Source organism: Actinomadura sp. DC4 (genome assembly GCF_030406325.1).
Taxonomy (GTDB): Bacteria; Actinomycetota; Actinomycetes; order Streptosporangiales; family Streptosporangiaceae; genus Actinoallomurus.
The window spans coordinates 13,042-37,487 of the sequence record NZ_JAUEQY010000027.1 but is presented as its reverse complement, the minus strand read 5'-3'; the positions used below and the strand labels follow the sequence as shown (position 1 = coordinate 37,487).

The 24,446-nt window shown below is 71.9% G+C and carries 24 protein-coding genes and 1 pseudogene; 14 read left to right on the top strand and 11 right to left on the bottom strand.

Annotated elements, in window-relative coordinates; genetic code table 11:
* The 13 genes from QWU11_RS35075 (at position 1) to QWU11_RS35015 (ending at position 13,140) form a co-directional block, all read left to right on the top strand.
* Positions 1 to 837 (top strand): ABC transporter permease, encoded by an 837-nt coding sequence (locus tag QWU11_RS35075; RefSeq protein ID WP_290118805.1) that lies wholly within the window; start codon positions 1 to 3, stop codon positions 835 to 837.
* Positions 834 to 2,060, top strand: a complete 1,227-nt coding sequence (locus QWU11_RS35070) for an MCE family protein (protein WP_290118804.1) — start codon at positions 834 to 836, stop codon at positions 2,058 to 2,060. Before QWU11_RS35075 ends, QWU11_RS35070 begins: the two co-directional genes overlap by 4 nt.
* Positions 2,057 to 3,103: an MCE family protein gene (locus QWU11_RS35065; protein WP_290118803.1), complete on the top strand. Its 1,047-nt coding sequence runs from the start codon at positions 2,057 to 2,059 to the stop codon at positions 3,101 to 3,103. Before QWU11_RS35070 ends, QWU11_RS35065 begins: the two co-directional genes overlap by 4 nt.
* Positions 3,100 to 4,113, top strand: coding sequence for an MCE family protein (locus tag QWU11_RS35060; protein WP_290118802.1), 1,014 nt, complete (start codon positions 3,100 to 3,102; stop codon positions 4,111 to 4,113). The genes QWU11_RS35065 and QWU11_RS35060 overlap by 4 nt, the downstream gene beginning before the upstream one ends.
* The gene (locus QWU11_RS35055; RefSeq protein WP_290118801.1) at positions 4,113 to 5,285 is read left to right on the top strand and encodes an MCE family protein; all 1,173 of its coding nucleotides are present in this window, start codon (positions 4,113 to 4,115) and stop codon (positions 5,283 to 5,285) included. Before QWU11_RS35060 ends, QWU11_RS35055 begins: the two co-directional genes overlap by 1 nt.
* On the top strand, positions 5,285 to 6,544 hold the full coding sequence (locus QWU11_RS35050) for an MCE family protein (RefSeq protein ID WP_290118800.1): 1,260 nt from the start codon (positions 5,285 to 5,287) through the stop codon (positions 6,542 to 6,544). Before QWU11_RS35055 ends, QWU11_RS35050 begins: the two co-directional genes overlap by 1 nt.
* Positions 6,544 to 7,782, top strand: a complete 1,239-nt coding sequence (locus QWU11_RS35045) for an MlaD family protein (protein ID WP_290118799.1) — start codon at positions 6,544 to 6,546, stop codon at positions 7,780 to 7,782. Before QWU11_RS35050 ends, QWU11_RS35045 begins: the two co-directional genes overlap by 1 nt.
* Positions 7,779 to 8,267, top strand: a complete 489-nt coding sequence (locus QWU11_RS35040) for a hypothetical protein (RefSeq protein ID WP_290118798.1) — start codon at positions 7,779 to 7,781, stop codon at positions 8,265 to 8,267. Before QWU11_RS35045 ends, QWU11_RS35040 begins: the two co-directional genes overlap by 4 nt.
* A 13-nt stretch (positions 8,268 to 8,280) precedes the next feature.
* Positions 8,281 to 8,937 carry a hypothetical protein gene (locus QWU11_RS35035; RefSeq protein ID WP_290118797.1) on the top strand — a complete coding sequence of 219 codons (657 nt, stop codon included), beginning with the start codon at positions 8,281 to 8,283 and terminating at the stop codon, positions 8,935 to 8,937.
* Between the two features lie 31 nt (positions 8,938 to 8,968).
* The gene (locus QWU11_RS35030; protein ID WP_290118796.1) at positions 8,969 to 9,778 is read left to right on the top strand and encodes a hypothetical protein; all 810 of its coding nucleotides are present in this window, start codon (positions 8,969 to 8,971) and stop codon (positions 9,776 to 9,778) included.
* Positions 9,779 to 9,805: 27 nt separating this feature from the next.
* The gene (locus QWU11_RS35025; RefSeq protein WP_290118795.1) at positions 9,806 to 10,363 is read left to right on the top strand and encodes a hypothetical protein; all 558 of its coding nucleotides are present in this window, start codon (positions 9,806 to 9,808) and stop codon (positions 10,361 to 10,363) included.
* Positions 10,364 to 10,420: 57 nt separating this feature from the next.
* Complete coding sequence (locus QWU11_RS35020) at positions 10,421 to 12,463, top strand: hypothetical protein (RefSeq protein WP_290118794.1); 2,043 nt, start codon at positions 10,421 to 10,423, stop codon at positions 12,461 to 12,463.
* 143 nt (positions 12,464 to 12,606) lie between these two features.
* Positions 12,607 to 13,140, top strand: coding sequence for a hypothetical protein (locus QWU11_RS35015; protein ID WP_290118793.1), 534 nt, complete (start codon positions 12,607 to 12,609; stop codon positions 13,138 to 13,140).
* A gap of 1,112 nt (positions 13,141 to 14,252) precedes the next feature.
* Here QWU11_RS35015 and QWU11_RS35010 read toward each other — a convergent pair.
* The 7 genes and pseudogenes from QWU11_RS35010 to QWU11_RS34980 all read right to left on the bottom strand — a co-directional run.
* Positions 14,253 to 14,579 (bottom strand): annotated as a pseudogene (locus tag QWU11_RS35010) (Lsr2 family protein); the annotation flags it as partial.
* Between the two features lie 31 nt (positions 14,580 to 14,610).
* Positions 14,611 to 14,973 (bottom strand): Lsr2 family protein, encoded by a 363-nt coding sequence (locus QWU11_RS35005; RefSeq protein ID WP_290118792.1) that lies wholly within the window; start codon positions 14,971 to 14,973, stop codon positions 14,611 to 14,613.
* A 218-nt stretch (positions 14,974 to 15,191) separates the two neighbouring features.
* The gene (locus tag QWU11_RS35000; RefSeq protein ID WP_290118791.1) at positions 15,192 to 15,629 is read right to left on the bottom strand and encodes a hypothetical protein; all 438 of its coding nucleotides are present in this window, start codon (positions 15,627 to 15,629) and stop codon (positions 15,192 to 15,194) included.
* Between the two features lie 51 nt (positions 15,630 to 15,680).
* A complete protein-coding gene (locus QWU11_RS34995; RefSeq protein WP_290118790.1) occupies positions 15,681 to 16,055 on the bottom strand; it encodes an STAS domain-containing protein in 375 nt (124 codons plus the stop codon).
* Between the two features lie 148 nt (positions 16,056 to 16,203).
* Positions 16,204 to 16,839, bottom strand: coding sequence for a GAF and ANTAR domain-containing protein (locus QWU11_RS34990; RefSeq protein WP_290118789.1), 636 nt, complete (start codon positions 16,837 to 16,839; stop codon positions 16,204 to 16,206).
* Positions 16,840 to 16,964: 125 nt separating this feature from the next.
* Positions 16,965 to 17,699: a GAF and ANTAR domain-containing protein gene (locus QWU11_RS34985; RefSeq protein ID WP_290118788.1), complete on the bottom strand. Its 735-nt coding sequence runs from the start codon at positions 17,697 to 17,699 to the stop codon at positions 16,965 to 16,967.
* Between the two features lie 48 nt (positions 17,700 to 17,747).
* Positions 17,748 to 18,461, bottom strand: a complete 714-nt coding sequence (locus QWU11_RS34980; protein ID WP_290118787.1) for a GAF and ANTAR domain-containing protein — start codon at positions 18,459 to 18,461, stop codon at positions 17,748 to 17,750.
* Between the two features lie 266 nt (positions 18,462 to 18,727).
* On the opposite strand from QWU11_RS34980, the gene QWU11_RS34975 reads away from it, so the two are divergent.
* A complete protein-coding gene (locus QWU11_RS34975; RefSeq protein WP_290118786.1) occupies positions 18,728 to 19,411 on the top strand; it encodes an HAD-IA family hydrolase in 684 nt (227 codons plus the stop codon).
* Positions 19,412 to 19,628: 217 nt separating this feature from the next.
* Here QWU11_RS34975 and QWU11_RS34970 read toward each other — a convergent pair whose 3' ends face one another.
* Genes QWU11_RS34970 through QWU11_RS34955 form a run of 4 tightly spaced genes read right to left on the bottom strand, consistent with a single transcriptional unit; the run spans position 19,629 to position 24,308 of the window.
* Entirely contained in the window at positions 19,629 to 20,678 is a 1,050-nt protein-coding gene (locus tag QWU11_RS34970; RefSeq protein ID WP_290118785.1) for an alcohol dehydrogenase catalytic domain-containing protein, read from the bottom strand.
* The gene (locus QWU11_RS34965) at positions 20,675 to 21,934 is read right to left on the bottom strand and encodes an aspartate aminotransferase family protein (protein WP_290118784.1); all 1,260 of its coding nucleotides are present in this window, start codon (positions 21,932 to 21,934) and stop codon (positions 20,675 to 20,677) included. The genes QWU11_RS34970 and QWU11_RS34965 overlap by 4 nt, the downstream gene beginning before the upstream one ends.
* Positions 21,934 to 23,358 (bottom strand): trehalose-6-phosphate synthase, encoded by a 1,425-nt coding sequence (locus tag QWU11_RS34960; protein WP_290118783.1) that lies wholly within the window; start codon positions 23,356 to 23,358, stop codon positions 21,934 to 21,936. Before QWU11_RS34960 ends, QWU11_RS34965 begins: the two co-directional genes overlap by 1 nt.
* A gap of 2 nt (positions 23,359 to 23,360) precedes the next feature.
* Entirely contained in the window at positions 23,361 to 24,308 is a 948-nt protein-coding gene (locus QWU11_RS34955) for a sugar nucleotide-binding protein (protein WP_290118782.1), read from the bottom strand.
* Positions 24,309 to 24,446: the final 138 nt, after the last annotated feature.

The window sequence follows — 24,446 nt, the reverse complement described above, 5'->3', positions numbered from 1 at the left end:
GTGGCCTTCAAGACGGTTCCCCGCCTCGACCTCGACCGGCGGCTGTCCTGGCTGGACACCCTCGGGGACCAGCTCACGTTCTACGTGCGCGCGCTGCTGTGGACGCCCCGTGCGCTGCGGCGCTACCTGCGGGAGATCCGCCGCCTGCTCGCCGAGGTGACCTTCGGCAGCGGGGCGCTCGGCGTCATCGGCGGCACCATCGGCGTGATGATCGCGATGACGCTGTTCACCGGCACGGTCGTCGGCCTGCAGGGGTACGCCGCGCTCAACCAGATCGGCACGGCCGCCTTCACCGGCTTCGTCTCGGCGTACTTCAACACCCGCGAGATCGCGCCGCTCGTCGCCGGGCTGGCCCTGTCGGCGACCGTCGGCGCCGGGTTCACCGCGCAGCTCGGCGCGATGCGGATCTCCGAGGAGGTCGACGCGCTGGAGGGCATGGGCGTGCCGAGCCTGCCCTACCTCGTCACCACGCGGATCGCGGCGGGCGTGGTCGCCATCGTCCCGCTGTACGGCATCGGCCTGCTCAGCTCCTACGTCTCCTCGCGCGAGATCACGGTGCTGTTCAACGGGCAGTCGGCCGGCACGTACGACCACTACTTCAGCCAGTTCCTGGCCTCGGTGGACGTACTCTGGTCGTTCGGCAAGGTGCTGATCTTCAGCGTGATGGTGATCCTGGCGCACTGCTACTACGGCTACCGCGCCTCGGGTGGTCCCGCCGGGGTCGGCATCGCCGTCGGCCGCGCCGTACGGACCTCGATCGTGCTGATCAGCCTTACCGACTTCTTCCTCAGCCTCGCGATCTGGGGTGCGACGACCACCGTGAAGGTGGCCGGATGATCAGCGTCGAGGACCCGCCCGGGGTCAAGGCACGGCGGCGGCTGACCGGGCTGGCCTTCCTGCTCGTCCTCTGCCTGCTGGTCTGGCTGTCGATCGCGGTCTACCAGAAACGCTTCAGCGACGCCGCCATGGTGACGCTGCGTACGAGCAGCGTCGGCAACGAGATGCATCCGCACGCGGACGTGAAGCTGCGCGGACGGGTCGTCGGCGAGGTCCGCGACATCACCGCCGACGGGTCCGGCGCCCGGCTGCGGCTGGCGCTCCAGCCCGGGGCGATGAAGGACCTCCCGCGGAACGTCACCGCGCAGATGCTGCCGACGACGCTGTTCGGCGAGCGGTACGTCGCCCTCATCCCGCCGCCCGACCCACTGCCGGTGGCGCTCTCCGCCGGCGACGTGATCGGGCAGGACCGCAGCGCCAACGCGATCGAGCTGGAGAAGGTGCTGCAGAACGTCCTTCCGCTGCTGACCGCGGTCAAGCCCGAGAAGCTGTCGGCCACGCTGACCGCGCTCGCCCAGGCGCTGGACGGGCGCGGCGAGGAGCTCGGCCAGACGATGGTGCGTTTCAACGACTACCTCGGCAAGCTGAACCCGCAGCTGCCCGCGCTGAACCGCGACATCGAGGAGCTCGTGCGGGTCACCCGGGAGTACGACCAGGCCGCGCCGGACATCGTGCAGGCGCTCACGGACTTCACCACGACCAGCCGCACCATCGTCGACCAGCGCGAGAACCTCGGCGCGCTGTACGACTCGGTCACCGACTCCTCGAACGACATCGCCGACTTCCTGCGGCGCAACTCCGGCAACATCATCCGGCTGTCCGCCGACAGCCGGCCGACGCTGGAGAAGCTGGCACGCTACTCGCCGTCGTTCCCCTGCACGCTGAAGATGCTGAGTGACTTCGTGCCCACGATGGACCGCGCGCTCGGCAAGGGCACCGACCGGCACGGCCTGCACGTGACCCTGCACGCGGTGCCGTCGCTGGGCAAGTACGTTCCCGGCCGCGACACGCCCGCCTACACCGCCGGCGGCGGGCCGCGCTGCTACTCCGTGCCGTACCGGCCGGGCGCGGGCGGCCTCGGGGTGGCCAACTCCCCCGGCGAGAACGACCTGGTCAACGAGTTGCTGACGCCCACCGCGACATCGCCGTCGAAGACCCTGCCCGACTGGAGCAGCGTGCTGGTCGGCCCGATCTACCGGGGCACGGAGGTGACGGTCAAGTGAGGCGCAAGAGCATCGCCGGGCCGCTGGCCAAGTCGGCCGTGTTCATCGTCGTCACGACGCTGGCCACCGCGGTCCTGGCGCTCAGCATCGCCGGCACCGGCGTCGGCCGCACCGCGGCCTACAACGCCACCTTCACCGACGTGACCGGGCTGAACACCGGGGACAGCGTGCGCATCGCCGGGGTGCGCGTCGGCCAGGTCGAGCACATCGCCGTGACGAACCGGCGGCTGGCCCGGGTGCGGTTCTCGGTGGTGTCGGGCCGCACGCTGCCCGGCTCGGTCACCGCGTCGATCAAGTACCTCAACCTCGTCGGGCAGCGTTACGTCGAGCTCGACCAGGGCGTCGGCGCGGTCGGCGCCTCGCTGCGGCCGGGCGGCACGATCCCGGTGGAGCGGACCGCGCCCGCGCTCAACCTCACCCAGCTCTTCAACGGCTTCCAGCCGCTGTTCCAGGCCCTGTCCCCCAAGGACGTCAACCAGCTCTCCGGGGAGATCATCCAGGTGCTTCAGGGCGAGGGCACGACCGTGGACGACCTCATCGCCACGGTCGGCTCGCTGACGAGCACGCTGGCGGGCAAGGACCAGGTGATCGGCCGGGTGATCGACAACCTGACGACCGTCGTGGAGACCGTCAACTCCCGCGAGGGCCGGTTCGACCAGCTCATCACCACGCTCCAGCAGCTCGTGCACGGGTTCGCCGCCGACCGCAAGCCGATCGGCGAGGCGATCGACGCGCTCTCCGGCCTGACGACCAGCACCGGCGGGCTCCTCGGCCTGGCCCGTGACCCGCTGCGCCGCGACATCCGCGACCTCGGGCGGCTGTCGTCCAACCTCGACCGCGACCAGCCCCTCGTCGAGGGCTTCGTGCGGAGACTGCCCGCCAAGATGAACGCCATCGCGCGCATCGCCTCGTACGGCTCGTGGCTGAACCTCTATCTCTGCCAGGCCACCGTGTCCGGGGTCTCCTGGGACCAGGACGGCCCCGAGCCGCCCGGCCCGCCGCCGACGGGCATCCCGGTCACCGAATCGAGGTGCACATCGTGAAGCCGATCCGCGAACGCAGTCCCGTCGCCGTCGCCGTGGTCGGCCTGGTGATCCTGCTCGGGCTGGGCTCGGCCGCGTACGCCGCCGACGACCTGCCCGTCATCGGCGGCGGCACGACCTACAACGCGGACTTCACCGAGTCGGCGGGCCTGCACTCCGGCAACGAGGTACGGGTCGCCGGGGTGAAGGTCGGCAAGGTCACCGGGGTGTCCCTGGACCGGGGGCGGGTGAAGGTCTCCTTCCGCGTCAAGGACACCTGGGTGGGCGACGCCTCCCGGGCCTCGATCATGATCAAGACGTTGCTCGGCGAGAAGTACCTCGCGGTGGACCCGCTGGGCACCGCCGCGCAGAACCCCTCGCGTCGCATCCCGGTCAGCCGTACGACCTCGCCGTACGACGTGACCCAGGCGTTCAACCAGCTCGGCACCACGTTCGGGGAGCTCGACACCGACAAGCTCGGGCAGAGCCTCCAGACGATCGCCGACACGTTCCGCGACACCGCGCCGAACGTCCGCTCGGCGGTCCAGGGCCTGTCGGCGCTGTCGAAGACGATCTCCTCGCGCGACGCGCGGCTCGCCCGGCTGCTGGCCGGCACCCGCAAGATCACCGCCACCCTGGCCGGGCAGAACGAGAACTTCGAGTCGCTGCTGCGCGACGGCAACCTGCTGCTCGGCGAGATCGGGCGCAGGAGGTATGCCATCCACGAGCTGCTGACCGGCACCCAGCAGCTGTCCACGCAGCTCAGCGGGCTGGTCAAGGACAACCAGGCCCAGCTGGACCCGACGCTGCGCGCGCTGGACCAGGTGACCGGGATGCTGCGGCGCAACCAGGGCAGCCTCGACCACGCGCTCGCGGTGGCCGGGCCGTACTACCGGTTGATCGGCAACACGCTCGGCAACGGCCGCTGGTTCGACAGCTATCTGTGCGGCGTCATACCCAAGGACTATCTGCCGCCGGGCACCCCGCCGGCGACCGGGTGCATGCCGCCGAAGCAGGAGGACGGCCGCTGATGTCCAGACCCACCATCCGGTCCCGGCGCACGATCATGGCGGGCGGGCTCGTCCTGATCCTGATGTTCACCGGCGCGCTGGTCGCGCTCACGTGGCAGAGCGGGACGAGGGTCACCGCGTACTTCGGCCAGGCGGTCGGCGTCTACTCCGGCTCGGACCTGCGCGTCCTCGGCGTCAAAGTGGGCACGGTCGACTCCATTCGCCCCGAGGGCCGGCAGGTGCGGGTCACGATGACGATCGACCACGGCGTGGCCGTGCCGGCCGGCGCGGTCGCCGTCGCCGTGGCGCCGAGCGTCGTCGCCGACCGCTACATCCAGCTCTCTCCCGCCTACACCAGTGGCCCGCGCCTCCGCGACCACGCCGTCATCCCGGCCACGCGCACCGCGACGCCCGTCGAGATCGACCAGCTGTACGCGAGCATCAGCAGGCTCGCCACCGCGCTCGGCCCGAACGGCGCCAACCGCAAGGGCGCGCTGTCGGACGCGCTGGACGCCGGCGCCGCCAACCTGGCCGGCAACGGGAAGGACATCGGCGACCTGATCGACGACTTCGGGCAGGCGACCAAGACCCTGTCCGGCTCGGAGAACGACCTGTTCGCGACCCTGACGAACCTGCAGAAGTTCACCACGATGCTCAAGGCCAACGACGGGCAGGTCCGCCTGGCCGAACAGCAGCTCTCGCAGGTGACCGGTTTCCTGTCCGACGACCGGCAGAACCTCGGCGCCGCGCTCCAGGAGCTCGCCACCGCCCTCGGCGAGATCCAGCGCTTCATCCACGACAACCGGGCGCGGCTGAAGTCGAACGTCACCAAGCTCGCCTCGATCACGCAGATCCTGGTGAACCAGCGGCGGTCCCTGGCCGAGGTGCTGGACACCGCGCCGCTCGCCGCCGACAACGTGCTGAACGCCTACGACCCGGTCAACCAGACCCTCGACGGCCGCGGTGACCTCAACGAGCTGAGTATGGGCGGTCCGCTCACGACCGCCTCGGCGCCGGCCGCCGGCGGCCGGCTCTGCTCCCTCACCGGCGCCGCCAAGAAGCTCGCCTCGCTGTGCGAGAAGTACGCGAAGGGCTCCGCCGGCCTGACACCGGTGCCCTCGTCCCGGCGGCCCTCCCTGCCGCCGCTGCCGCTGCCGCCGGTGGGCGACGTGTACGGGACGGGTGGCCGCTGATGCGCGCCGTGAGGCCGGCGGCCCTGGCCGTCGTCTCGATGACGCTGGCGGGCTGCGGTTCGGGCGGGTTCGGCGGCGTGTACGGCGTGCCGCTGCCGGGCGGCGCCGACCTGGGCGACCACCCGTACAAGGTCACCGCCGAGTTCGCGAACGTCCACGACCTGGTGCCGCAGGCGGCGGTGAAGGTCAACGACGTTGCGGTCGGCCGGGTCTCCACGATCACTCTGCCGCGCAACGGCTGGACCGCGAGCGTCGTCATGCAGGTCAACGGCAAGGTGCACCTGCCCGCCGACGCGTACGCCCAGCTCGCCCAGTCCAGCCTGCTCGGTGAGAAGTACATCCAGCTCAGCGCGCCGGCGGGCGGCGGCCAGGGCACGCTCGCCGACGGCTCGATGATCCCGATGTCGCGGACCAACCGCGACCCGGAGGTCGAGGAGGTGTTCGGCGCCCTGTCCCTGCTGCTGAACGGCGGCGGCATCGCCCAGCTCCGTACGATCACCAGTGAGCTCAACAAGGCGCTCGGCGGCAACGAGCCGCAGATCCGGCAGATGCTGGGCCGCGTCGACACCCTGGTCTCGGACCTCAACGGCCACCGCAAGGACATCACCGACGCCATCGACGGGCTGGACCGGCTCTCGGCCACGCTCGCCTCCCGCAAGCGGCAGATCGGCGTCGTCCTGGACGACCTCGGACCCGGCCTGAAGATCCTGGAGGAGCAGCGCGGCTCGCTGGTCACGATGCTGCGGGCGCTGGAGAACCTCTCCGGCGTCGCGGTCAGCACGATCAACAAGAGCAAGGCCGACATGGTCGCGGACCTGCAGTCGCTCGCGCCGGTCCTGGGCAACCTCGCCGACGCCGGGCGCGACCTGCCGCAGTCGCTGCAGGTGCTGCTGACCTATCCCTTCACCGACGAGGTGCTGAAGGGGATCAAGGGCGACTACCTCAACATCTACCTGTCGGTGACCGCCGTGCCCGGCACGACGGTCATCCCGCCGCTCACACCGCCGGCGGACCTGACCGCCGCCCGCCGCAACCCGAAGGCCGCGCCGATGCCGTTCCCGCTGCCGCCCGTGGGCGGGGTGAGCTCCACGCCGACCGCCGGCACGACGCTTCCCGGCTCGCCGCCTCCGGGCTCCACGGGTTCGCCGCCGGGGTCCACGCCCCCGGGCTCCGCCCCGCCGGCCTCGTCGCCGCCCGGGTCCGTACCGCCCGCCGTCTCACCGACGGCGACGCCGTCCGTCTCCAACGGGGGTGGCTGATGCTCACGCTCGGCACCCGGCTGAAGAACATCGCCTTCCTCATCATCGGCGTGCTCGTCATCGGCTACATCGGGTTCCGCTACGCCGACCTCGGGCGCCTCGTCGGATTGCGCGGCTACTACGTCGTGGGGATGGACCTGCCCGAGACCGGCGGGCTGTTCCCCGGCTCGGACGTGACCTACCGGGGCGTCTCGGTCGGGCGGGTCGGCGCGCTGCACCTGACCGCGACCGGCGTACGGGCCGACCTGCACATCGACGACTCCGCGCCGAGGATCCCGACCGACCTCCAGGCCGTCGTGGCCAACCTGTCGGCGGTCGGCGAGGAGTACGTCGACCTGCGCCCGTCGCGTGGCGGCGGCCCGTACCTCGCCGACGGCGGCACCATCCCGCGCAGCGCCACGCAGGTCCCGCCCCCGGTGACGAACCTGCTCACCAACGTCAACGACCTGGCCTCCTCGGTGCCGCTGAACTCCCTGCGGACCGTGGTGGAGGAGTTCGGCACGGCGTTCCAGGGGCGCGGCGAGGACCTCCAGACGCTGCTGGACAGCGCGAGCGACCTCACGGCCGCCGCCGACGATGCCGCGCCCGAGACGAACCAGCTCATCTTCGACGGGCAGACGGTCCTTCGGACCCAGCGCGAGGAGGGCGACGCGCTGCTGTCCTTCGCACGCGGCGCGCGGCTGCTCGCCGGGCAGCTCGACCGCTCCGACGCGGACCTGCGGCGGCTCATCACCACCGCGCCGGTCGCCGCGAGCGAGATCAGCGGGCTGCTGCGCGACCTGGACCCGAGCCTGAGCGTGCTGCTCGCGAACCTGACCACCACCTCCGACCTCACGCTCACCCGGCAGCGCGGCCTGGAGGAGCTCCTCGTACGCCTGCCGCAGGTGGTCGCGGCGGGCTCGACGGCGATCAACTCTCACGGGGTCGACTTCGGCATGGCGTTGACGTTCTTCTCTCCGCTCCCCTGCACGACGGGGTACGGCGGCACCACCTACCGGAACGGGCTGACGACGACGCCCGGGCCGCCGCTGAACACCGCCGCGGCGTGCCGGATGCCCGCCTCCAGCGGCGTCGACGTACGCGGCTCGGCCAACGCGCCGTACGGCGGCGGGGTGCCGGATCCCATACGGCCGGGCGGTTCCGCCGCCTCGAGCGCGGCGCTGCCCGGGGCGCTCGGCCTGCCCTCGGTGCCGTCCGGCGAGGCGTCCATGCGCGACCTGCTGGGGCTGGGACGGTGAGACGACGGCTGCTCGGCGCAGTCCTGGTGGTGGCGGCCGTGGCCTTCTGCGCGTGGTCCGGCTGGTCGTACCGGCAGAGCACGCACTCCTCGTCCGTACGGTTCGCGCAGGCCCGCGACGACGTGCAGCGGGCCGGGCGGCAGGAGATCGCCACGCTCAACACCCTCGACCCTCGTCAGGGCGACGCCGGGCTGAACCGCTGGCTGGACGCCTCGACCGGGGCGCTGCACGACGAGCTGCGGCGCACCTCGGCACAGAACCGGCAGCAGGCCGCGCAGGCGCACACCTCCGCCGAGGGCACGGTCACCGACCTGGCGGTGACCGAGCTCGACACGCGAGCGGGTACGGCGCAGGTCATCGCGACGGTGCAGGTCAAGCTCGCCACGGCCGGGACGGAACGCAAGCGGTTCACCGCCGTGCTGGCCCGTACCAAGGCGGGCTGGAAACTCACCTCGCTCACCGCGGTGCCGGTCGGCGCGAAGTAAGAAGGAGGCGAACGTGAACGTCACCGGAGAGCCGGAGACCGCCGAGCAGGCACCGGAAGCCGAGAACGCCGAGCCGGACGCACCGGACCCGGAGGCCGAGGAAGGCGCGGAGGCCGCGGAGACGGCAGAGACCTCGGAGGACGGGCCGGTCGAGGAGGACGCGCCCCGGCCGGGCCGGTGGTTCCGGCGGGCGGTGGCGGTCGCCGTGCTGTTCGCGCTGGCCGGCGGGGTGCTGCAGGTGCTGGCGCACCGAGGCCGGCCGGACCGGGCGGGCGACAACCGGGCGCTGGTCGACACCGAGGCGACCTCGGTCGTGATCGGCGACGTCAGCAACGGGCTCAGCAAGATCTTCTCGTACGCGCCGGACAGCACCGCGACCACCGAGCAGGCCGCCGCCGAGATCCTCACCGGGAGCGCCGCGAGTGAGTACCGGACACTGTTCGCGCAGGTCAAGGAGCACGCGGCGGCCGAACACCTGACGGTGACGACCCATGTCGTACGGGCCGGGGTCGTCCGGCTGTCGGGCCGTACCGCGCAACTCCTGGTCTTCCTGGACCAGATCATCGTCCGCAAGGACAAGCCCAAGGGCATGTCCGCGGCGGCGCAACTCTCGGTGTCCGCCCGGCTCGACGGCGGCCACTGGCGGATCGCCGACATCCACGCCAGATAACTCCCCCTTCCGCACGCGAGAGGTGACACAGGTGGCACGGACCACGGCCGCGAAACGGGCCACGGAAGGCGCGGAGACCGAACCCGCCGAAGAGGCGGCCCCCGCCGAGGAGACGGTCACGGACGAGAAGGCCCCGGCCGCCGAGGAGGAGGTACCGGACGAAGAGCCGACCCCCGCCGGGGACACGGTCACGGACGAGAAGACGCCCGCGCCCGAGGACGCGCCGGCCGAGGACGAGGAGGCTCCCGCCGGGGACACGGTGACCGACGAGGAGGACGCGGACGTCACGGCGACGGACCGGCGGCGCCCGAGGTCGCCCCGGATCTCCGATCCGGTGCTGCTGACCGCTGCCGTGCTGGTCGTCCTCGCGGGCGCCTGCGCGGCGTACTTCGGCTGGTCCTGGTACAGCGCGGCGCACGACGACTCGCTGGCCTACTCCCGCACCCGCGACACCGTCCTGCGCGCCGCCGAGCAGGGCGTGCAGAACATGAACACCCTGGACTACCGCAAGGTCGACCAGGGGCTCGCCTCCTGGGAGGCGTCCTCGACCGGCGCCCTGCACCAGGAGCTGGTCCAGGGCCGCGCGCAGTTCACCTCGCAGGTCCAGCTCGCCAAGACGGTCACCACCGCCAAGATCATGGACGCCGCGGTGACCGAGCTGGACGACCGGACCGGCAAGGCCGGTGTGATCGTCGGCGTGCAGATCACGGTCACGCCACCGACCGGCGCGCCCACGACGAAGCAGAGCCGCATGCGGGCCCAGCTCACCCGTACGTCGTCCGGCTGGAAGCTCAGCGCGCTCGGCCAGGCCCCGGTCGGCACCACCGCCAACGGCGGCTGAGCCCGTACTCCCGAGAGGACTCCCCCAATGCCTTCGCTCCGCCTTCCCCAGCGCCTCACCGGCGGCACGCGGGTCCGGCGCCTGCCCGTCATCCTCGGCCTGGCGACCGTGCTGCTCGGCGGCCTGGCGGTGTGGTTCGCCGACGAGGCGGACGCCGTGCGCGGGCGGGCCGGCGCGGCCAACGTCGCGCTGACCGACCCGGCCCGTACGAGCGAGGTCACCGGTCAGGTCACCGACGCGGTCAACGCGCTGTTCTCCTACGACTACGCCGACACCGCGAAGACGCAGCAGGCCGAGGCGACCCTGTTGAGCGGCCGGGCGGTCGGCCAGTACGACGGCATGCTCGCGCAGGTGCGTCAGCAGGCGCCGGCCCAGAAGCTCGTGCTCACCACGACGGTCACCGACAGCGCCGTCGAGATGCTCGAGGGCGACCGGGCCCGGCTGCTCATTTTCGCCGACCAGCGCAACACGCGGACGGGCGGCAAGGACGCGACGTACGCGGCGGCGATGCTCGCCGTCGACGCGGCGCGGCAGCACGGCGCCTGGAAGATCACCAACATCGACACCCTGAACGTCCCGAAGTAACGCTCGTACGCCCCGGGTAGTGGCGCTTCGCGGTGGTTCACTCCAGGATGAGACTCTGTGACGCCGGATGAGCCCACCGAGGCCGAGAGTCTGCTCTGGAAGGCCTTCCCGTCCGGTGGGTGGGCCGACCTGCGTACCGGCGAACCGGACGAGGACGACGTCGACGGCGGGGCCGCGTGGGGCCCGGAGCGTACGGTCGGGGCGAAGACGATCCGGGCGCTCCTGCTCGGCGCGGGCGGCCTGGAGCCGGGACGCCACCCTGCGGTACGGCTGCGCGGGGCGCGGGTGACCGGGCGGCTGGACCTGATGGGGGCCACGGTCGGGTACGCCCTGGTGTGCGAGGACTGTTACTTCGAGGAGCCGCTGCGCTTCGTCGAGTCGACGACCAAGACGGTGCGCGTCGTCGGCAGCCGCCTGCCGTCCTTCAACGGCGCGCGGATGCGGGCGGACGGCATCCTCAACTTCTTCCGCAGCCGGATCACCGAGGGGCTCCGGCTCGACCGGGCGAAGGTCACCGGCGAGGTGACGCTGCGCGGGGCCACGGTGGGAAGCGACCCCGACGGCCTGGCGGTCGCGGCCGACGGGCTCGCCGTGGACGGCAACGTCGAGTGCAACGAGGGCTTCACCGCGGACGGCCTGGTCCGGATACGCGGCGCCCGGCTCACCGGCTCCCTGAACATGGACGACGCGCGTCTGGGCGGCCCGGGGCCGGTCGCCCTCGACGCGCGGAACCTGTCCGTCGACGGCTGGTTCATCGCCCGGCGCGCGGTGGTGGACGGGGAGTTCGGCGTGACCAACGCCCGGATCGCGGGCTGGTTCGACCTGTCCGGCTCCGTCCTGCGCAATCCGGGCCGCACCGCGCTCGGCGGAGGCGGCCTGAGCGTCGGCGGGGGCCTGTGGTGCCACCTCGGCTACACGGCCGAGGGCGAGACGCGCCTGGTCGGCGCGCGGCTCGGCGGCAACCTGACGCTGACGGAGGCGGGCCTGAGCAACCCCGGCGGCACCGCGCTGAACCTGGACCGGGCCGTCCTCGGCGAGCTGGACGCCCCCGGGCTCACCGTGACGGGCGGGCAGGTCCGCCTGGCGGGTACCGAGATCGGCGGCCGGCTGAACCTCGAACGCGCCCGCCTCTCCGACGGCGTGGACGGCACGGCCCTGTTCGCGGACGGGCTGAGCGCCCAGGCGCTGCTGATGGACGAGCTGCGCGCCCGCGGCTCCATGGTGATCCGCACCGCGCGGATCAGCGGGCGGATCTCGCTCGTACGGGCCGAGTTGTCCTCCTCCGACACGGCGCTGCGGCTGTCGCGCACCGAGGTCGGCGCCGACGTGTTCTGCCCGTACATGACCGCCGAGGGCAGGGTGAAGCTGACCGGCGCCCGGATCGAGCGCCACCTGACCCTGCACGAGGCCCGGCTGGTCAACCCGTCAGGCGTCGCCTTCGACGGACGGGCGCTGCGCGCCGGCGAGCTGACCCTGCGGGCCGCGGTCGAGGGCGCGGTCGAGCTGCACCACGCCCGCATCGGCGTGCTGCGCGACGACCCGGACCGCTGGCCGGCCGTGCTGTACCTCGACGGGCTCACCTACGAGGCGCTGGAGCCGAGGCTGCCCGCCGGCCGCAGGCTCGAATGGCTGTCCCGCGACCCGGACGGCTGCCCGCCCCAGCCGTACGAGCAGCTCGCCGACCTCTATGCCCGGATGGGCCAGCCGGTCGAGGGCCGCCGGGTCCTCTACGCCCGGGAGCTGCGCCAGCGTGAGGGTAAGACGACGGTCGGCCGGTTCTGGAGCGCGCTGCAGGACGTCACCGTGGGGTACGGCTACCGGCCCTGGCGGGCGATGCTGTGGCTGGCCCTGCTGCTGGCGCTCGGCAGCGTGCTGTACGGGATCTCGCCGCCGCAGGCGCTGAAGGCCGGCGAGGCGCCGCACTTCAACCCCGTCGTCTACACGCTCGACCTGCTGCTGCCGATCGTCGACCTGGGGCAGCAGAGCGCGTTCAACCCGGCCGGCGCGGAGCAGTGGTTCTCCTACGTCCTCGTCTCGGGCGGCTGGATCCTCGCCACGACCATCGCCGCCGGCATCGCGCGCGTCATCACGCGCCGCTGAGAAATTGTTGTCATGGCTTGTCATTAATGTCGCAAATTACCTGACGACCCGGTCACCTTTGAACGACTGAGGTAATGGCGGAACCCTTTCGTGCCCCCTATCGTGCAACGCGTACGGATGTGACCCCGCGAAGGAGTTCTCTCATGTCTGCACGTTCGTCCATTGGCGCGCTCGCATTGGCCGCCGCAGCGGTGTTCACGCCACTCACGTTGACCTCGGCGCCGGCCTCGGCGTCCGCGCCGGCCGTCGCACACCTGCCGGCGATCACGGGCCCGCAGGTGATGGCCCGTGCCGAGACCTGGCACCCGCACACCCCGCAGCGGATCCCCTACAACCAGGGCGCCTACCACAACGGATACCGCACCGACTGCTCGGGCTACGCGTCGATGGCCCTCGGCCTCCCGGCACCGGGCACCAACACGGTCGGCCTCGCGTCGCGGTCGGTCAGCACGCCGATTCCGCTCAGCGCGCTGGCGACGGGCGACCTTCTCATCGACTCGACGGGTGACAGCAATACCCGTCATGTCGTCATTTTCCAGAGATGGGCCAACCCGAACCATTCCTCGTATTGGGCCTATGAGCAGCGCGGCGGATACGGCACCGACCACCGAATTCTGACGTACGGCCTCAGCGCGAGCAGCCAATTCCACCCCTACCACCCGAGAGTTCTTAACTAACGCCATTTCGGAGGTGACGCGCCGCCTGTGGATCCGGGGCGGCGCGTCACTGCCGTTTAGGGGCGGCGACCGTACGGGTCCGGCGCAGGGCCCTGCTCGACTCCGGCGGTACGCGCGAGGCGGAGGCCGCCGGCGGCGTCATGGCCGAGGACCGGCCGGGCGAGACGGGGCGCGGGCCCGCACGGGGCACCGATCCGCACGGGGCACGCCGCCGTTCCGGGCGGCGGTGGAGCCCGGTCGCGCGGTACCGGCCGGAAGAAAGGCCACGTGGACACCCTCGCCACCGGTCTCGATCCCGTCTGCCGCCGGCCATCTGGATCGTAATGAACGCCGGCACTGGAGACGCGCCGGCACCCTTCCTCAGCGCACTCTCGCATTCGCGTTCGCCCGCCCGTGTTGACGACCCCCCGGGTGATTTCTTATGACAATCCGCATTTTCAGTGGCGTTCTGGCCACTCAGTCGGCGACACGACGCCCGGAAATATCGGCAAACCCCGACAACAGCCGACGTTCCGTAGCAATGGCATCGGCACAGGCCGCCGGCCTGATCGCTCTCAATGGCCGCCCAAGCCGTTCTGACGGGGCCCGGAACCTGGGTTGAAACGGTCGGCCGGTATACGTATCCCCGGCGGGCGCGGCGTTCTCCCGCGTCCAAGCCCGTCACTGCGATGCCGAAACTCACGGCCTGGTCTCGCGTTGACTCACGCGAGACCAGGCCGTCGTTTATGCAGGAGATGCCCCCTGCCGGGAGGTGTTTCCGGCAGTGAGCCGCTTGCGTTTCCGCGCCGGACGGGCCGCCTCTCGTACAGGCGAATGGCCGGCCGGCCATCGCGCGTCGTACGGGCCGCGCGGCCAATTCGGTTTCTCCGAAGGTCGCGGCCCCCGCCCCCCGCGGGCAAAGAGGTGGCCCATCGAGCCCAAGCCGCGGTCGCCGCGGCTCCGTCACTCTCTTTTGGTTCGGTAAATTCGCGTACCGGGCGCTCACTCACCGCCCGGCCCGGCCGTGCGCTCCTCGCGTCGACGCGGGTCGTACGCGCGGATCAGCGGCCGGCCGACTGGAACTTCGGCTGGGGGACTTTCGCACCCGCGTTCTTCGCCCTGCCCGGGTCCTTCGACTCGTATGCCTGCACGATCTCGGCGGGAATCCGGCCACGGTCATTGATCGTGATCCCGTGTTCCTTCGCCCAACCGCGAATGTCGGCCGCCCGCTCCCGGTTGTGCGCCGTACGGCCGCCTCCGCGGCCACCGCGCCCGGCCCGGCGAGCACCGGCCTTACGCCCCTTCTCAACGTACGGTGCGAACACCTTGCGAAGCTTGTCCGCGTTTTTCGCTCTGAGATCGATTTCGTAGGTGATCCCGTCAAGCGAAAAGGTCACCGTCTCGTCGGCCGGCTTGCCGTCGATGTCATCGAGGAGCCGGACGATCGTTTCCTGTGCCATCTGATTGTCTCCTGCACTGTCTTAGGGCCGGTCAGTCATCCGGGTTGGCATCGGGATGAGCGGCTATGAACTTTTCATAGACCTCATCACCGATCTTCCCCCGTGAGCTGACCTCGACGCCTTCCTGCCGGGCCCATTCGCGCACATCACTGTTAGAGTAACCGCGCAGGCGAGGTGCCGTGTCGGCCGGGCGCCGAGCCCGACCGGCCTGCTTCACCCGCTTCGCCTTCTCAAGATACGGCGTGAGCACCTCGATCGCCTCTTGCAGTTTCTTGAAGTTCTCATCACCGAGGTCGATGGTGTAGGTCGTCTCGGCGATCTCGAAATCACGCTTGGAGACGTCCTCTGCGTCATGACCGTCGAAATCATCTACCATGATGACCCTGGTTGCCACTAAGTGTTCCTTTCTCGGGGACGTGCCTGAGCAAGGATAGTATGACGGAACCTCAGCGGCGGGACAGGCATCGGCTCTGGCGTGCCCGAGCCTCTGTTACGGGGGTTCTTACCCGGCTGATACGTTTCAGGAAAGCCGTTTCAGAGTCGGCGAGAATGCCGGATATTCGGCTCGGCTCCCGCGCCCGCCGAGCCGACGCGGCGCGGCGCTGCCTCAGGTCAGGCTTGCGAGGGCGCCGAGCCGCCGGCCGTACCCCCGGTTCCCGGGGCCGTCTGGGGCGAGGGAGCACGTACCGGGGACGGCGGGGCCGCGGTGGACGGACGGGACAGGGACGCCAGGCCTCCCGGGGCCGGTTCGGTGGCGGTCAGCCGGCCGTCCGTCACGCTGGCCGTCTGCGGGCGTACGGGGCGGCCGTCCTGCGGAAAGTAGAACCACACGCAGATCTCGTGGCCGCCGTCCTGGACCGTCATACGGACCTGGCTGATCACGCCCTTCGGGCCGATGTCCCGGCGGACGTGCTGGACGAAGCCGCGTACCGGGCGCATGTCCTGGCCCCGGCCCTCCCCCGCGGCGTAGCGCTGGACCAGCGCCTCGTCGTCGGCCTGGCGTTGGGCGCCCAGGTCGGCCCAGCCGTCGAACGGAGTGTCCTCCACCATCGGCCTCCCGCCGTCGCTCCTAAGGAACACGGCTCCCGGCGACCGCGGAGTTCACCCCAGGACGGCGCGCGTGCCGAGTGCCCGGTGCGCCGCGCTCAGGCTGCCTGCGCTCGGCAGCCGCCGCGTGAGGCCCGTCATCACGGCGATCCGCCGGACGGCACCGCCTGAGGGCAGGACGACGCACAGGCGCATGCGCCGCTCGGCGGCCCGGCGCCGGACGCGCATGATGGCGCCCACTCCCGCGCAGTCGCAGAACCGCGTCGCCGACAGGTCCAGGATCAGCGGGCCCGCGCCGTCGTCGAGCAGCCGCAGCAACTGATCGCGGATCGCGCCCGCGTTGGTCACGTCCACCTCGGCGGGGAAGGCGCAGACGCTGACGCCGGACGTCTCAGTGATCGACAGCGGCAACTGGGGGATCGCGGGCATGCCTCCACCGCCTCACAGCGTCGGGAGCTGACGGACCACGTACGCCCGGAGGGGCGTACTCCTGCCAGGCTCTAACGCCTGACCACGGCGGTCAAGACACAAAAGAACGTCCATCGCGAAGCCCCTGCACAGGAGATTGACCCGTGCGCTAACTCCCGGCTGAACCCGCGCCGATCCGGGCCGCCGTCAGGTGGATCTCCTCGCCGCGCTCGCGGCTCGCCCCCACCAGGAGTTCGAACGCCTCGTCGCGGCCGCACGCCCGGCGCGCCATCAAGACGCCGACCGCCTGGGCCACGGCGGTGCGGCGTGCGAGCGACTCGCGCCACCCACGGGCCATGCCGGACGCGTCGTCCTTGCGTCTCTCCGCCAGTACGGTCGCGGTGACGTCCGCGAACTCCAGAGCCTCCCGGCGGTCGTCGTCGTCGAAGCCGGCGGCCGTACGGGAGTAGAGGTTGAGCGCGCCGTGGCCCGCCGCGCGGGCGTCCACGGGAACTGAGAGCACCGAGCGCATTCCGCAGCCGAGCGCGGCGGCGGGGTACGCGCCCCAGCGGAGCTCTTCGGAGAGGTCGCGGCACTCCACGACCGACTGGCTCCAGAGCGCCTCCACGCACGGGCCGTCGCCGGCCGTGCGCTGGAACTCGTCGTCGAGGGCGGCCAGCTCGGCGGGGAAGGCCGTGGTCAGCGGCACGCCCTCGTACAGCAGGGTGATCCCGCAGCCGTCGACGCCCTCGATGGCGTTACAGATGAGGCGGCTGATCCCGGTGAGAAGGTCGAGAGCCTCCATGTGACAGGGTCCCTTTGCCGAGGATCGGCCCCGGCTGTCTCACAGCGCCGGGAACGGAACGCGATCGGAACTTCCTGCGCTCACGACGAACTCTCGGTGCTCCGATACTACCCGTGAGCTCCGGGTCACTCCGCGTTCTCACGCCAGGCGGCGATCATGGCCAGCGGGTCGGTACGGCCTCCGATCACGTCCCCGGCGACCTGCACGATGAGGACGTCGTGGGCTCGCGCGTGATGGATCAGCACGGAGTACGCCTGCGCCGGGGGCACGCCCATGTGCGCCGCGATGATCCCCTTGACCTGCTCGATGCGCCCGCGGTCGTTGAGGATCTGCTGGATGCGCTCCGTCAGGCGCTCGGCCCGCCGGGCGGGCCGTTCCTGGGCCAGGGCGATCGAGACCAGGCCGCACAGCACCTCGCTGAGCGCGTGGTCCGGCACGCCCCCGCCCGTGTTGAGGCGGAAGAGGATCAGCGCGCCGACGGTCATGCTGTCGAGGGAGATCGGGAGCGCGTGCACCCAGGCGATCCCGGCCCCGCGGGCCGCCGGGGTGAAGCTCGGCCAGCGGCCGTCGGCGAGGTTCAGGTCGACCGTCAGCGCGCGGCCCGAGCCGACCACCTCGACCGCCGGCCCCTCGCGTTCGAGGGCCTGGAAGAACTCGGCGAAGTCGCCTTGCTCGTCCGAGGAGGCCAGGATGCGGTACGCCCCGCGGAAGTCGGCGACGAGAATGCCTGCGGAGGAGACGCCGAGCAGGTCGACACTGCGGCGGGTGAGGAGTTCGAGCGCCTGTGTGACAGGCGCGCCCCCGACCCCGCGTATGAGTTCCGCGAAGACCTCGGAAAGGCTCTCGTCGTGAGTCCGCACACTCATCTCCCCTGAACGACCGGACGCCGTGGTGCGCGGTGCGCTGGCTCAGTCATCGGTCTCACTTTCGTCTAGCCGCAGGCGGCCCAGCACGATCTCGTGGGCGACGGCGGAAATGGACTGCGAATGGACGAAGGCGTACCCCCGCAGGCGAGCGAGCGCGTCGGCCAGGCTCACGCCGAGATGCACCGACACCATGCCGGTGGCCTGGTAGACCTCGGCATGATGGTCGGAGGAGATCGCGTCGTCGATGAAGTCACGGCCGCCGGAGGACTCGGGGGACAGCAGGAGGATCGAGATCACGTCGGCGAGCACGAGGGCGTCGCCGAGTTCGACCGGGGTCATGGGCCCCGGCCCTCCGCGATGGACTTCGAACACACCGATCGAGACGGTTCCCGACCGCAGGGGAAAGGCGAACAGCGCCCGTACGCCCATCTCGACCGCGCCCGAGCCGAACAGCGGCCAGCGCTTGTCGCCCGTGTCGAGGTCGGAGGTGAGGACGGGCGCGCCGTCGACGTAGGACTGGAGACCGGGCCCCTCTCCCAGCGTGGACTGGAGCTCTTCGAGCCGCCGCCCGAGGCCGTTGGTGGCGAAGACCGACACGTAGACGTCACCGGGTGCGACCGTCGCCACCGACACCCCTTCGGCCGAGAGAACCCGCGCCGCGGCGTGGCACGCCACGCCGACGGAGAGCGGCCCCCCGCGCCTGCGGGCCTCGTCCGCCAGGAGTCCCCAGACGCGGACGCTGCGGTTAATGTCCACCGGCCAACCCGGCCATCCTCTGCCCCTGACCCGCTCGACCTGCTCTCGCGGCGACAGCCTATCCAGCGGTGCCACGCGCCGACCCCCGCCGCGGCGGGCTCCTCGGAACAGTCACCACTTGGCCTGGTGTTTATAAACGAGTTGATGGTGATTCACGGCAATGGCCGATGACGCGCCGATGGCCGCTACCGGCCGGTTCGGCGGCGGACGGTAGTCGCGGTCACCTTCGGCCTTGTGTCAGTGAAGGCGTTCCTTATGCTGTCGCCGTGAACGGAGTGAGCGTGGAAGCGGTCCTGTTCGACTTCTCCGGGACGCTGTTCGACGACACGGGGGTGCTCGGCCCGCCGGCTCTCGTCGCCGCCGCGTCCCGGCACGGGGTGTCGCTGGACGAGGCGGCGGCCGGCGAGGTCATCCGCCAGGCGCTCGCGCACGTGGACTCCCCCGAGGGCTTCGCGGCCCGTGAGGGCTGCGACCTGTCCCAGGAGGCGCACCGGACGATCTGGACGAAGCTCATCGCCGAGTCCGGCCTGGGGCCCGAGCTGACCGAGGCGCTGTACGAGTGCCTGACCGACCCTGGCGCGTGGCGGCCCTACCCGGACACGGTGCCGGTGCTGGAGGAGCTGCACGGCAGGAACGTCCCGGTCGGGGTGCTGAGCAACATCGGCTGGGACATCCGGCCGGCGTTCGGCCGGGTGGGCGCGCTGGCCGCGCTGGACGCGGTCGTCCTGTCCTGCGAGCACGGCCTCGCCAAGCCCGACCCCGCCCTGTTCGCGCTGGCATGCGCGCGGCTGGGCACGGAGCCGGGCCGGACCCTCTACGTCGGCGACGACCCGGTGAAGGACGGCGCGGCGGTGCGCGCGGGCCTTCCGGTCTACCTGCTGCCGACCGAACGCGACGCCCGTACGCCCCGCGGCCTCGCCGCCGTCCTCCGCCTCGTCGGCACCCCCTGACCCCCCGCCACAGCCGGCACCCCGACCGGTCCCGGGCCGGCAGGGCCACGTCCGCGAACACCGGGCCGCCCGAGGCGCCCGGCCCCGCCGCCGTACGGCCCGCCGCCGCGCCGCGACCGGAGTGCGCGGATCGCGCGAGCGCGCCGGACGGGTCCGCCGCCCGGCGGATCCCGCGCCGAGCCGGCGCGGGTCCCCGCCTTCGTTCCGTACGCAGGCGTTACGGGCGCACCAGGACCTTGCCGAGGTGGCGGTCCGACGCCAGGCGGCGCAGGGTGTCGGGCAGGCCCGGCAGTGAGACCTCGGCGGTGATCAGGCGTTCCACGCCCAGGCCGTCGGGGGTGTCGGCCAGGACGCGCAACGCGTCGGCGAAGTCCTCGCTCGTCGTGCCGTAGCTGCCTCCCACCCGCACCGGGCGGCCCCGCCACGACGTCTCCCGCACCAGCTCCGCCCGCCGCACCCGGTCCAGGTCGCAGGAAAGGCCCGGCAGCCGGTCGCCGGCGGCCGTGCCGCCGTACAGCATCACGAGCCCGTCCCGGCGTAGGAGGTTAAGCGCGCGTTCGAGGAGTTCGGGCAGGACGAAGCTGGTCGCCACCACGACGACGTCGTGGCCCGGGTCCGCCTCGCCGAGCCGCGCCCCGCCCAGCGACGGGAGCATGTCCCGCGCGCGGAGGAAGTCCAGCCGGTCGGCGTCGCGGTTCGCGATGAGCACCTCGGCGCCGGCCGTCTCGGCCAGGCGGGCGATCAGGACGCCGGCCATCCCCGCGCCGAGCACGCACACCCGTAGGCCGCGCAGGCCGCCGGCGCGCAGGTGGCGGCCGGCCATCGTGAGGCAGTGCGCGGCGCAGGCCAGCGGCTCGGCGAAGACCAGGCGCCGCTCCCCCGTCCCGGCCGGCGCGACCGGGAGGGCCCGTACGAGCGCGCCGGGCGAGCCGCCCGCCCACATCCGGCGGGCGAAGCCGGTCCCGCGGTCCAGCGGGACGTTCGGGTCCAGGCAGACCCGTGATCCGGCCGGCAGCAGCGGCGTCGAGCTGTCCGTCACCACGCCGACCAGCTCATGCCCGAACTGGCTGGGCCCGGGCCGGCGTCCGCCGATCTCCTTGAGGTCGGAGCGGCAGACGCCGACCAGCGCGGGCTCGACCAGGACGGCGTCGGCGGTGTCGGGGCGCCGGGGCGGCCCGTGGGAGAGCCGCGGCCCCGACGGGGTCAGCTCGACGCTCGTCGGCGCGGTCTCCCGCGTCGCCGGTCCGGTCTCCTGGGACCGGGTCAAAGCGTCTCCAGCGCCTCGCCGAAGCGGTCCGCGACCAGGTTCGCGTCCTCGACCGACAGCACCAGCGGCGGGCGCAGCTCGATGACGTTGCCCTGGCCGTGCTCCGACACCCGCGTGATCACCCTCAGGTCGGTCAGCGCCTTGTTGAGGGCGGTGGCGAGCCGGGGCGACGGGCCGCCGTCGGGCTCGACCAGCTCGACGCCGAGCATGAGGCCGACGCCGCGCGCGTCGCCGACGCAGGGGAAGTCGGGCCGCAGCGCGCGGAGGCGGTCCAGGAGCACGGTCCCCGAGGCGCGCACCCCGGCGAGGAACGCCGGCTTCCGCACCTCGTTCAGCGTCGCCACGGCGGCCGCCGCCGACAGCGTGTGGCCGCCGTAGGTGAACCCGTGCATCGAGCGCGGCATGCCGACCAGGCGTTCCTCGGTGAGGATCGCCGCGAGCGGGAAGCCGCTGCCGGTCAGCCCCTTGGACAGTGTCATGACGTGCGGCGTCACAGCGAAGTGGTCGGCGGCGAACAGCTCGCCCGTACGGCCCAGCCCGGTCTGGTTCTCGTCGAAGATCAGGATGATCTCGCGCTCCTCGCAGAACTCCTTGAGCGCCTCCAGGTAGCCCTGCGGCGGCACGACGTTGCCGCCCACCCCGCTGATCGGCTCGATGATCATCGCCGCGACGCTGCCCGAGCTCGCGTACGTGATGAAGTCCTCGATCCGGTCGACGCACCACATGCCGCAGGTGTCCGGAGTCTGCCGGTAGAAGCAGCGGAAGCAGTACGGCCCGGGGACGTGCAGCGCGCCGGGCATCTGCGCCGGGAACGGCGCGCGCATCCGCGACGTGCCGTTGTAGCTGGTGGCGGCCATGCTCTGGCCCACGTGCCCGCGGAAGGGCACGATGACGTCCCGCTTCCCGGTGAGCCACTGTGCGATCTTGATGGCGCCCTCGTTGGCCGTGGAGCCTCCGGAGCTGCGGAGGTTCACGCGGGTGAGCTCGGGCGGGCTCATCTCCACGAGCAGCCGCATCACCTCGTCGGTGGCGGAGGTGCGGAACGACGAGCTGGCGAACACCAGGTCGTCGAGCTGGCCGCGGACCGCGGCCAGCACGGCGGGGTGGTTGTGCCCCAGGACGAGGTTGAACGTGCCGGACACGCAGTCGAGGTACTCATGGTCCTCGGTGTCCCAGACCCGCACTCCCTCGCCGTGGACGAGCTCGGCGTCACCGAGCTCGTAGTAGGCGAACCGCCGGGCGTCGGTGGCGTCCATCACCGTACGTCCAGGCTCGCGAGCTGCTCGGTGACCCACGCCTCCAGCGTCCACGGCCGCGCGGTCTCCCGGCGTGCGCGCGCCGCCTCGGCGCGTTCCTCCGCCGGGGCCAGCAGACCGGCGGCGATCGCGTCGGCCTGCTCCACGAGGTCGTACGGGTTGACCGTACGGCACACCGGGGCGAGGATCTCGGCCGCGCCCGCCATCTCCGAGAGCACGACGTCGGCGTCGCGCTCGTTGACGAGCGGCGCCTCGAAGACACTGAGGTTCTGGCCGTCCACGGTCGAGTTGAACACCAGCAGGTCGGCCCGTTCGAAGCAGCCGAACGTGTGGCCGACCTCGTTGTCGCAGTGCACGCGCACGGTGTCGGGGCCCAGCTCGGCGTTGGCCTCGGCGACGGCCTTCTCCACGCGCCGCTGGTATTCGGCGTTGGCCTCGACGTAGAGCCGGTTGGGGTTCATCCGCACCAGCATCCGCACGTCGCGCAGCCGCTCGTCCCCCTGGACCGCCAGGACGAACGCCTGGACCGCGCGCTCGCCGTTCTTGATCGGGTCGGTACGCCCGGAGTGCACGACGAGCCGCCGGTCGCCGGCCCACTCGGCGATGCCGTCGGGCAGCCGCGCCTCGCGGCGGTGCAGCGTCTCGGGGCTGTAGCCGAGCGGCTGGGTGCGCACGTTCGTGACGTGGCCGTTCCGCCGTACGGTGCCCGCCGCGACGTCGACCTCGGCGTCGGGCAGCAGGTCGGCGACGGAGGCCAGGAAGTTCGCGCTCCAGCGGCGGGCGAAGAAGCCGATCGTGTCGGCGGCGAGCATCCCCTCCAGCACACCGGTCCGCATCGCCCGCGGCAGGATGCGCCAGTAGTCCGCGGACGGCCACGGGATGTGCACGAACAACAGGATCGGCGCGTCCGGGCGCCGCGCCCGCAGCCGCGCCGGCACGCAGACGAGCTGGTAGTCGTGGACGAGGAAGACCGGGTCGGGCTCGTCCGCCGAGCGACGCAGCATCTCGGCGGCGAAGTCCTCGGTGAACTCCCCGAACCGCTCCCAGGCCGCATAGGTCTCCGCGCCGAAGGATGGCCGGGTCCAGCGGTCCCAGCCGTAGTTGTTGCCGGCCCACATCAGCTCGGCGGTCAGGAAGTTCTGGACGACGCGGAAGGTCTCGCGGTCGTGGCGCAGCTGGTGGAGCCGTACGCCGCGCCCCGAGGGCAGCTCGATGCGCATGCCGTCGGGGTTCTCCACGGCGGCCCGGTGGTCGTCGTCGCTGTCCGCGCTGACGATCCAGGCCACGTCCAGGTAGCCGGCCTGTTCGGCGACCACGTTGCCGGTGCCGCCGGGGGCGAGCCACGCGCGCAGCTGGCCGGTGTCCGGCTCAGGGGCGTAGCTGACCACCGCGCGCTTGCTGGCGAGGAAGACGCGCTTGCTCACTCTCATTCCTCCACGGATCGAGGTTCGGGGGCGGCCGTTCCGCCGGCGAGCGCCGCCGCGGCCAGGCGGCGGGTCCCCTCGTCGACGTCCACGGGCCGCAGCCCGGCGAGTTCGGGCAGACTCTCGGCCCGCTCGCTGTGCAGGCAGGCGTTGTCGGGCCGGCAGGCGTACGCGGTCCCGGCCTTGCCGGCCGGGCGGATCCGGGCGTCGTCCAGTCCGAGGCCCTTGGCGATCCGGCCGGCCCACTCGTGGCGGGACAGGCGCTCGGGTCCGCCCAGGTGGAGCACGCCCGTACGCCCGGCGCGCAGCAGCGCGGCGGACCACGCGGCGACGTCGTCCACCAGGACGGGGGTGTTCCAGTGGTCGGCGGGCGCGGCGACCGTACGGCCGGCGCGCAGGTCGCGTACGCAGGTGGTGAAGTAGTTGGGCCGGTGCCCGTCGGGGTCCCAGCCGTAGACGAGGCTGACGCGCAGCGCCAGCGCGGTGCCGGTGTCGAGCAGGGTCCGCTCGCCGGCGAGCTTGGCGCGGCCGTACGCGTTGACGGGCGCGGGCTCGTCGGACTCGCCGTAGCTGTGCCGGTCGCCGGCGAAGACGTTGTCGGTCGAGATCAGCAGGATGTGACGGCCGCCGGCGGCCGCCGCGAGGTTCGCGGCGCCGGCCTCGTGGGCGGCCATCGTCTCCTCGGGGTGCGCCTCGCACCAGGTGATGTCGGAGGGCCCGTGCACGACGACCAGGGCGTCGGGCGCGACGTCGCGTACGGTCTCCCGGCAGGCCCGCGCGTCGCGTACGTCCAGCTCGTGCCACTGCGCAGCCGTACCCGCGGGGCGACGGGAGCAGAGCACCGTCCGGTCGCCGAGCGCGCGCATGCGGGCTCCGATGCGCCCGCCGAGATAGCCGCTGCCGACGATCATCGTCAGCACGGGCCGGCCCCGGAGGATCGCGGCGGCCATTCGTTCTTTGATCTTGATCGGCTACGTCCGGCGATTGCCGTACGTACCGGGGAGAACAGTCGTCTGGCGCCGGTAACCGCGCCTGCCTTCGCATGCATCATCACGTCTTTGGCCGGATATCGTGTTTGATAAACATTT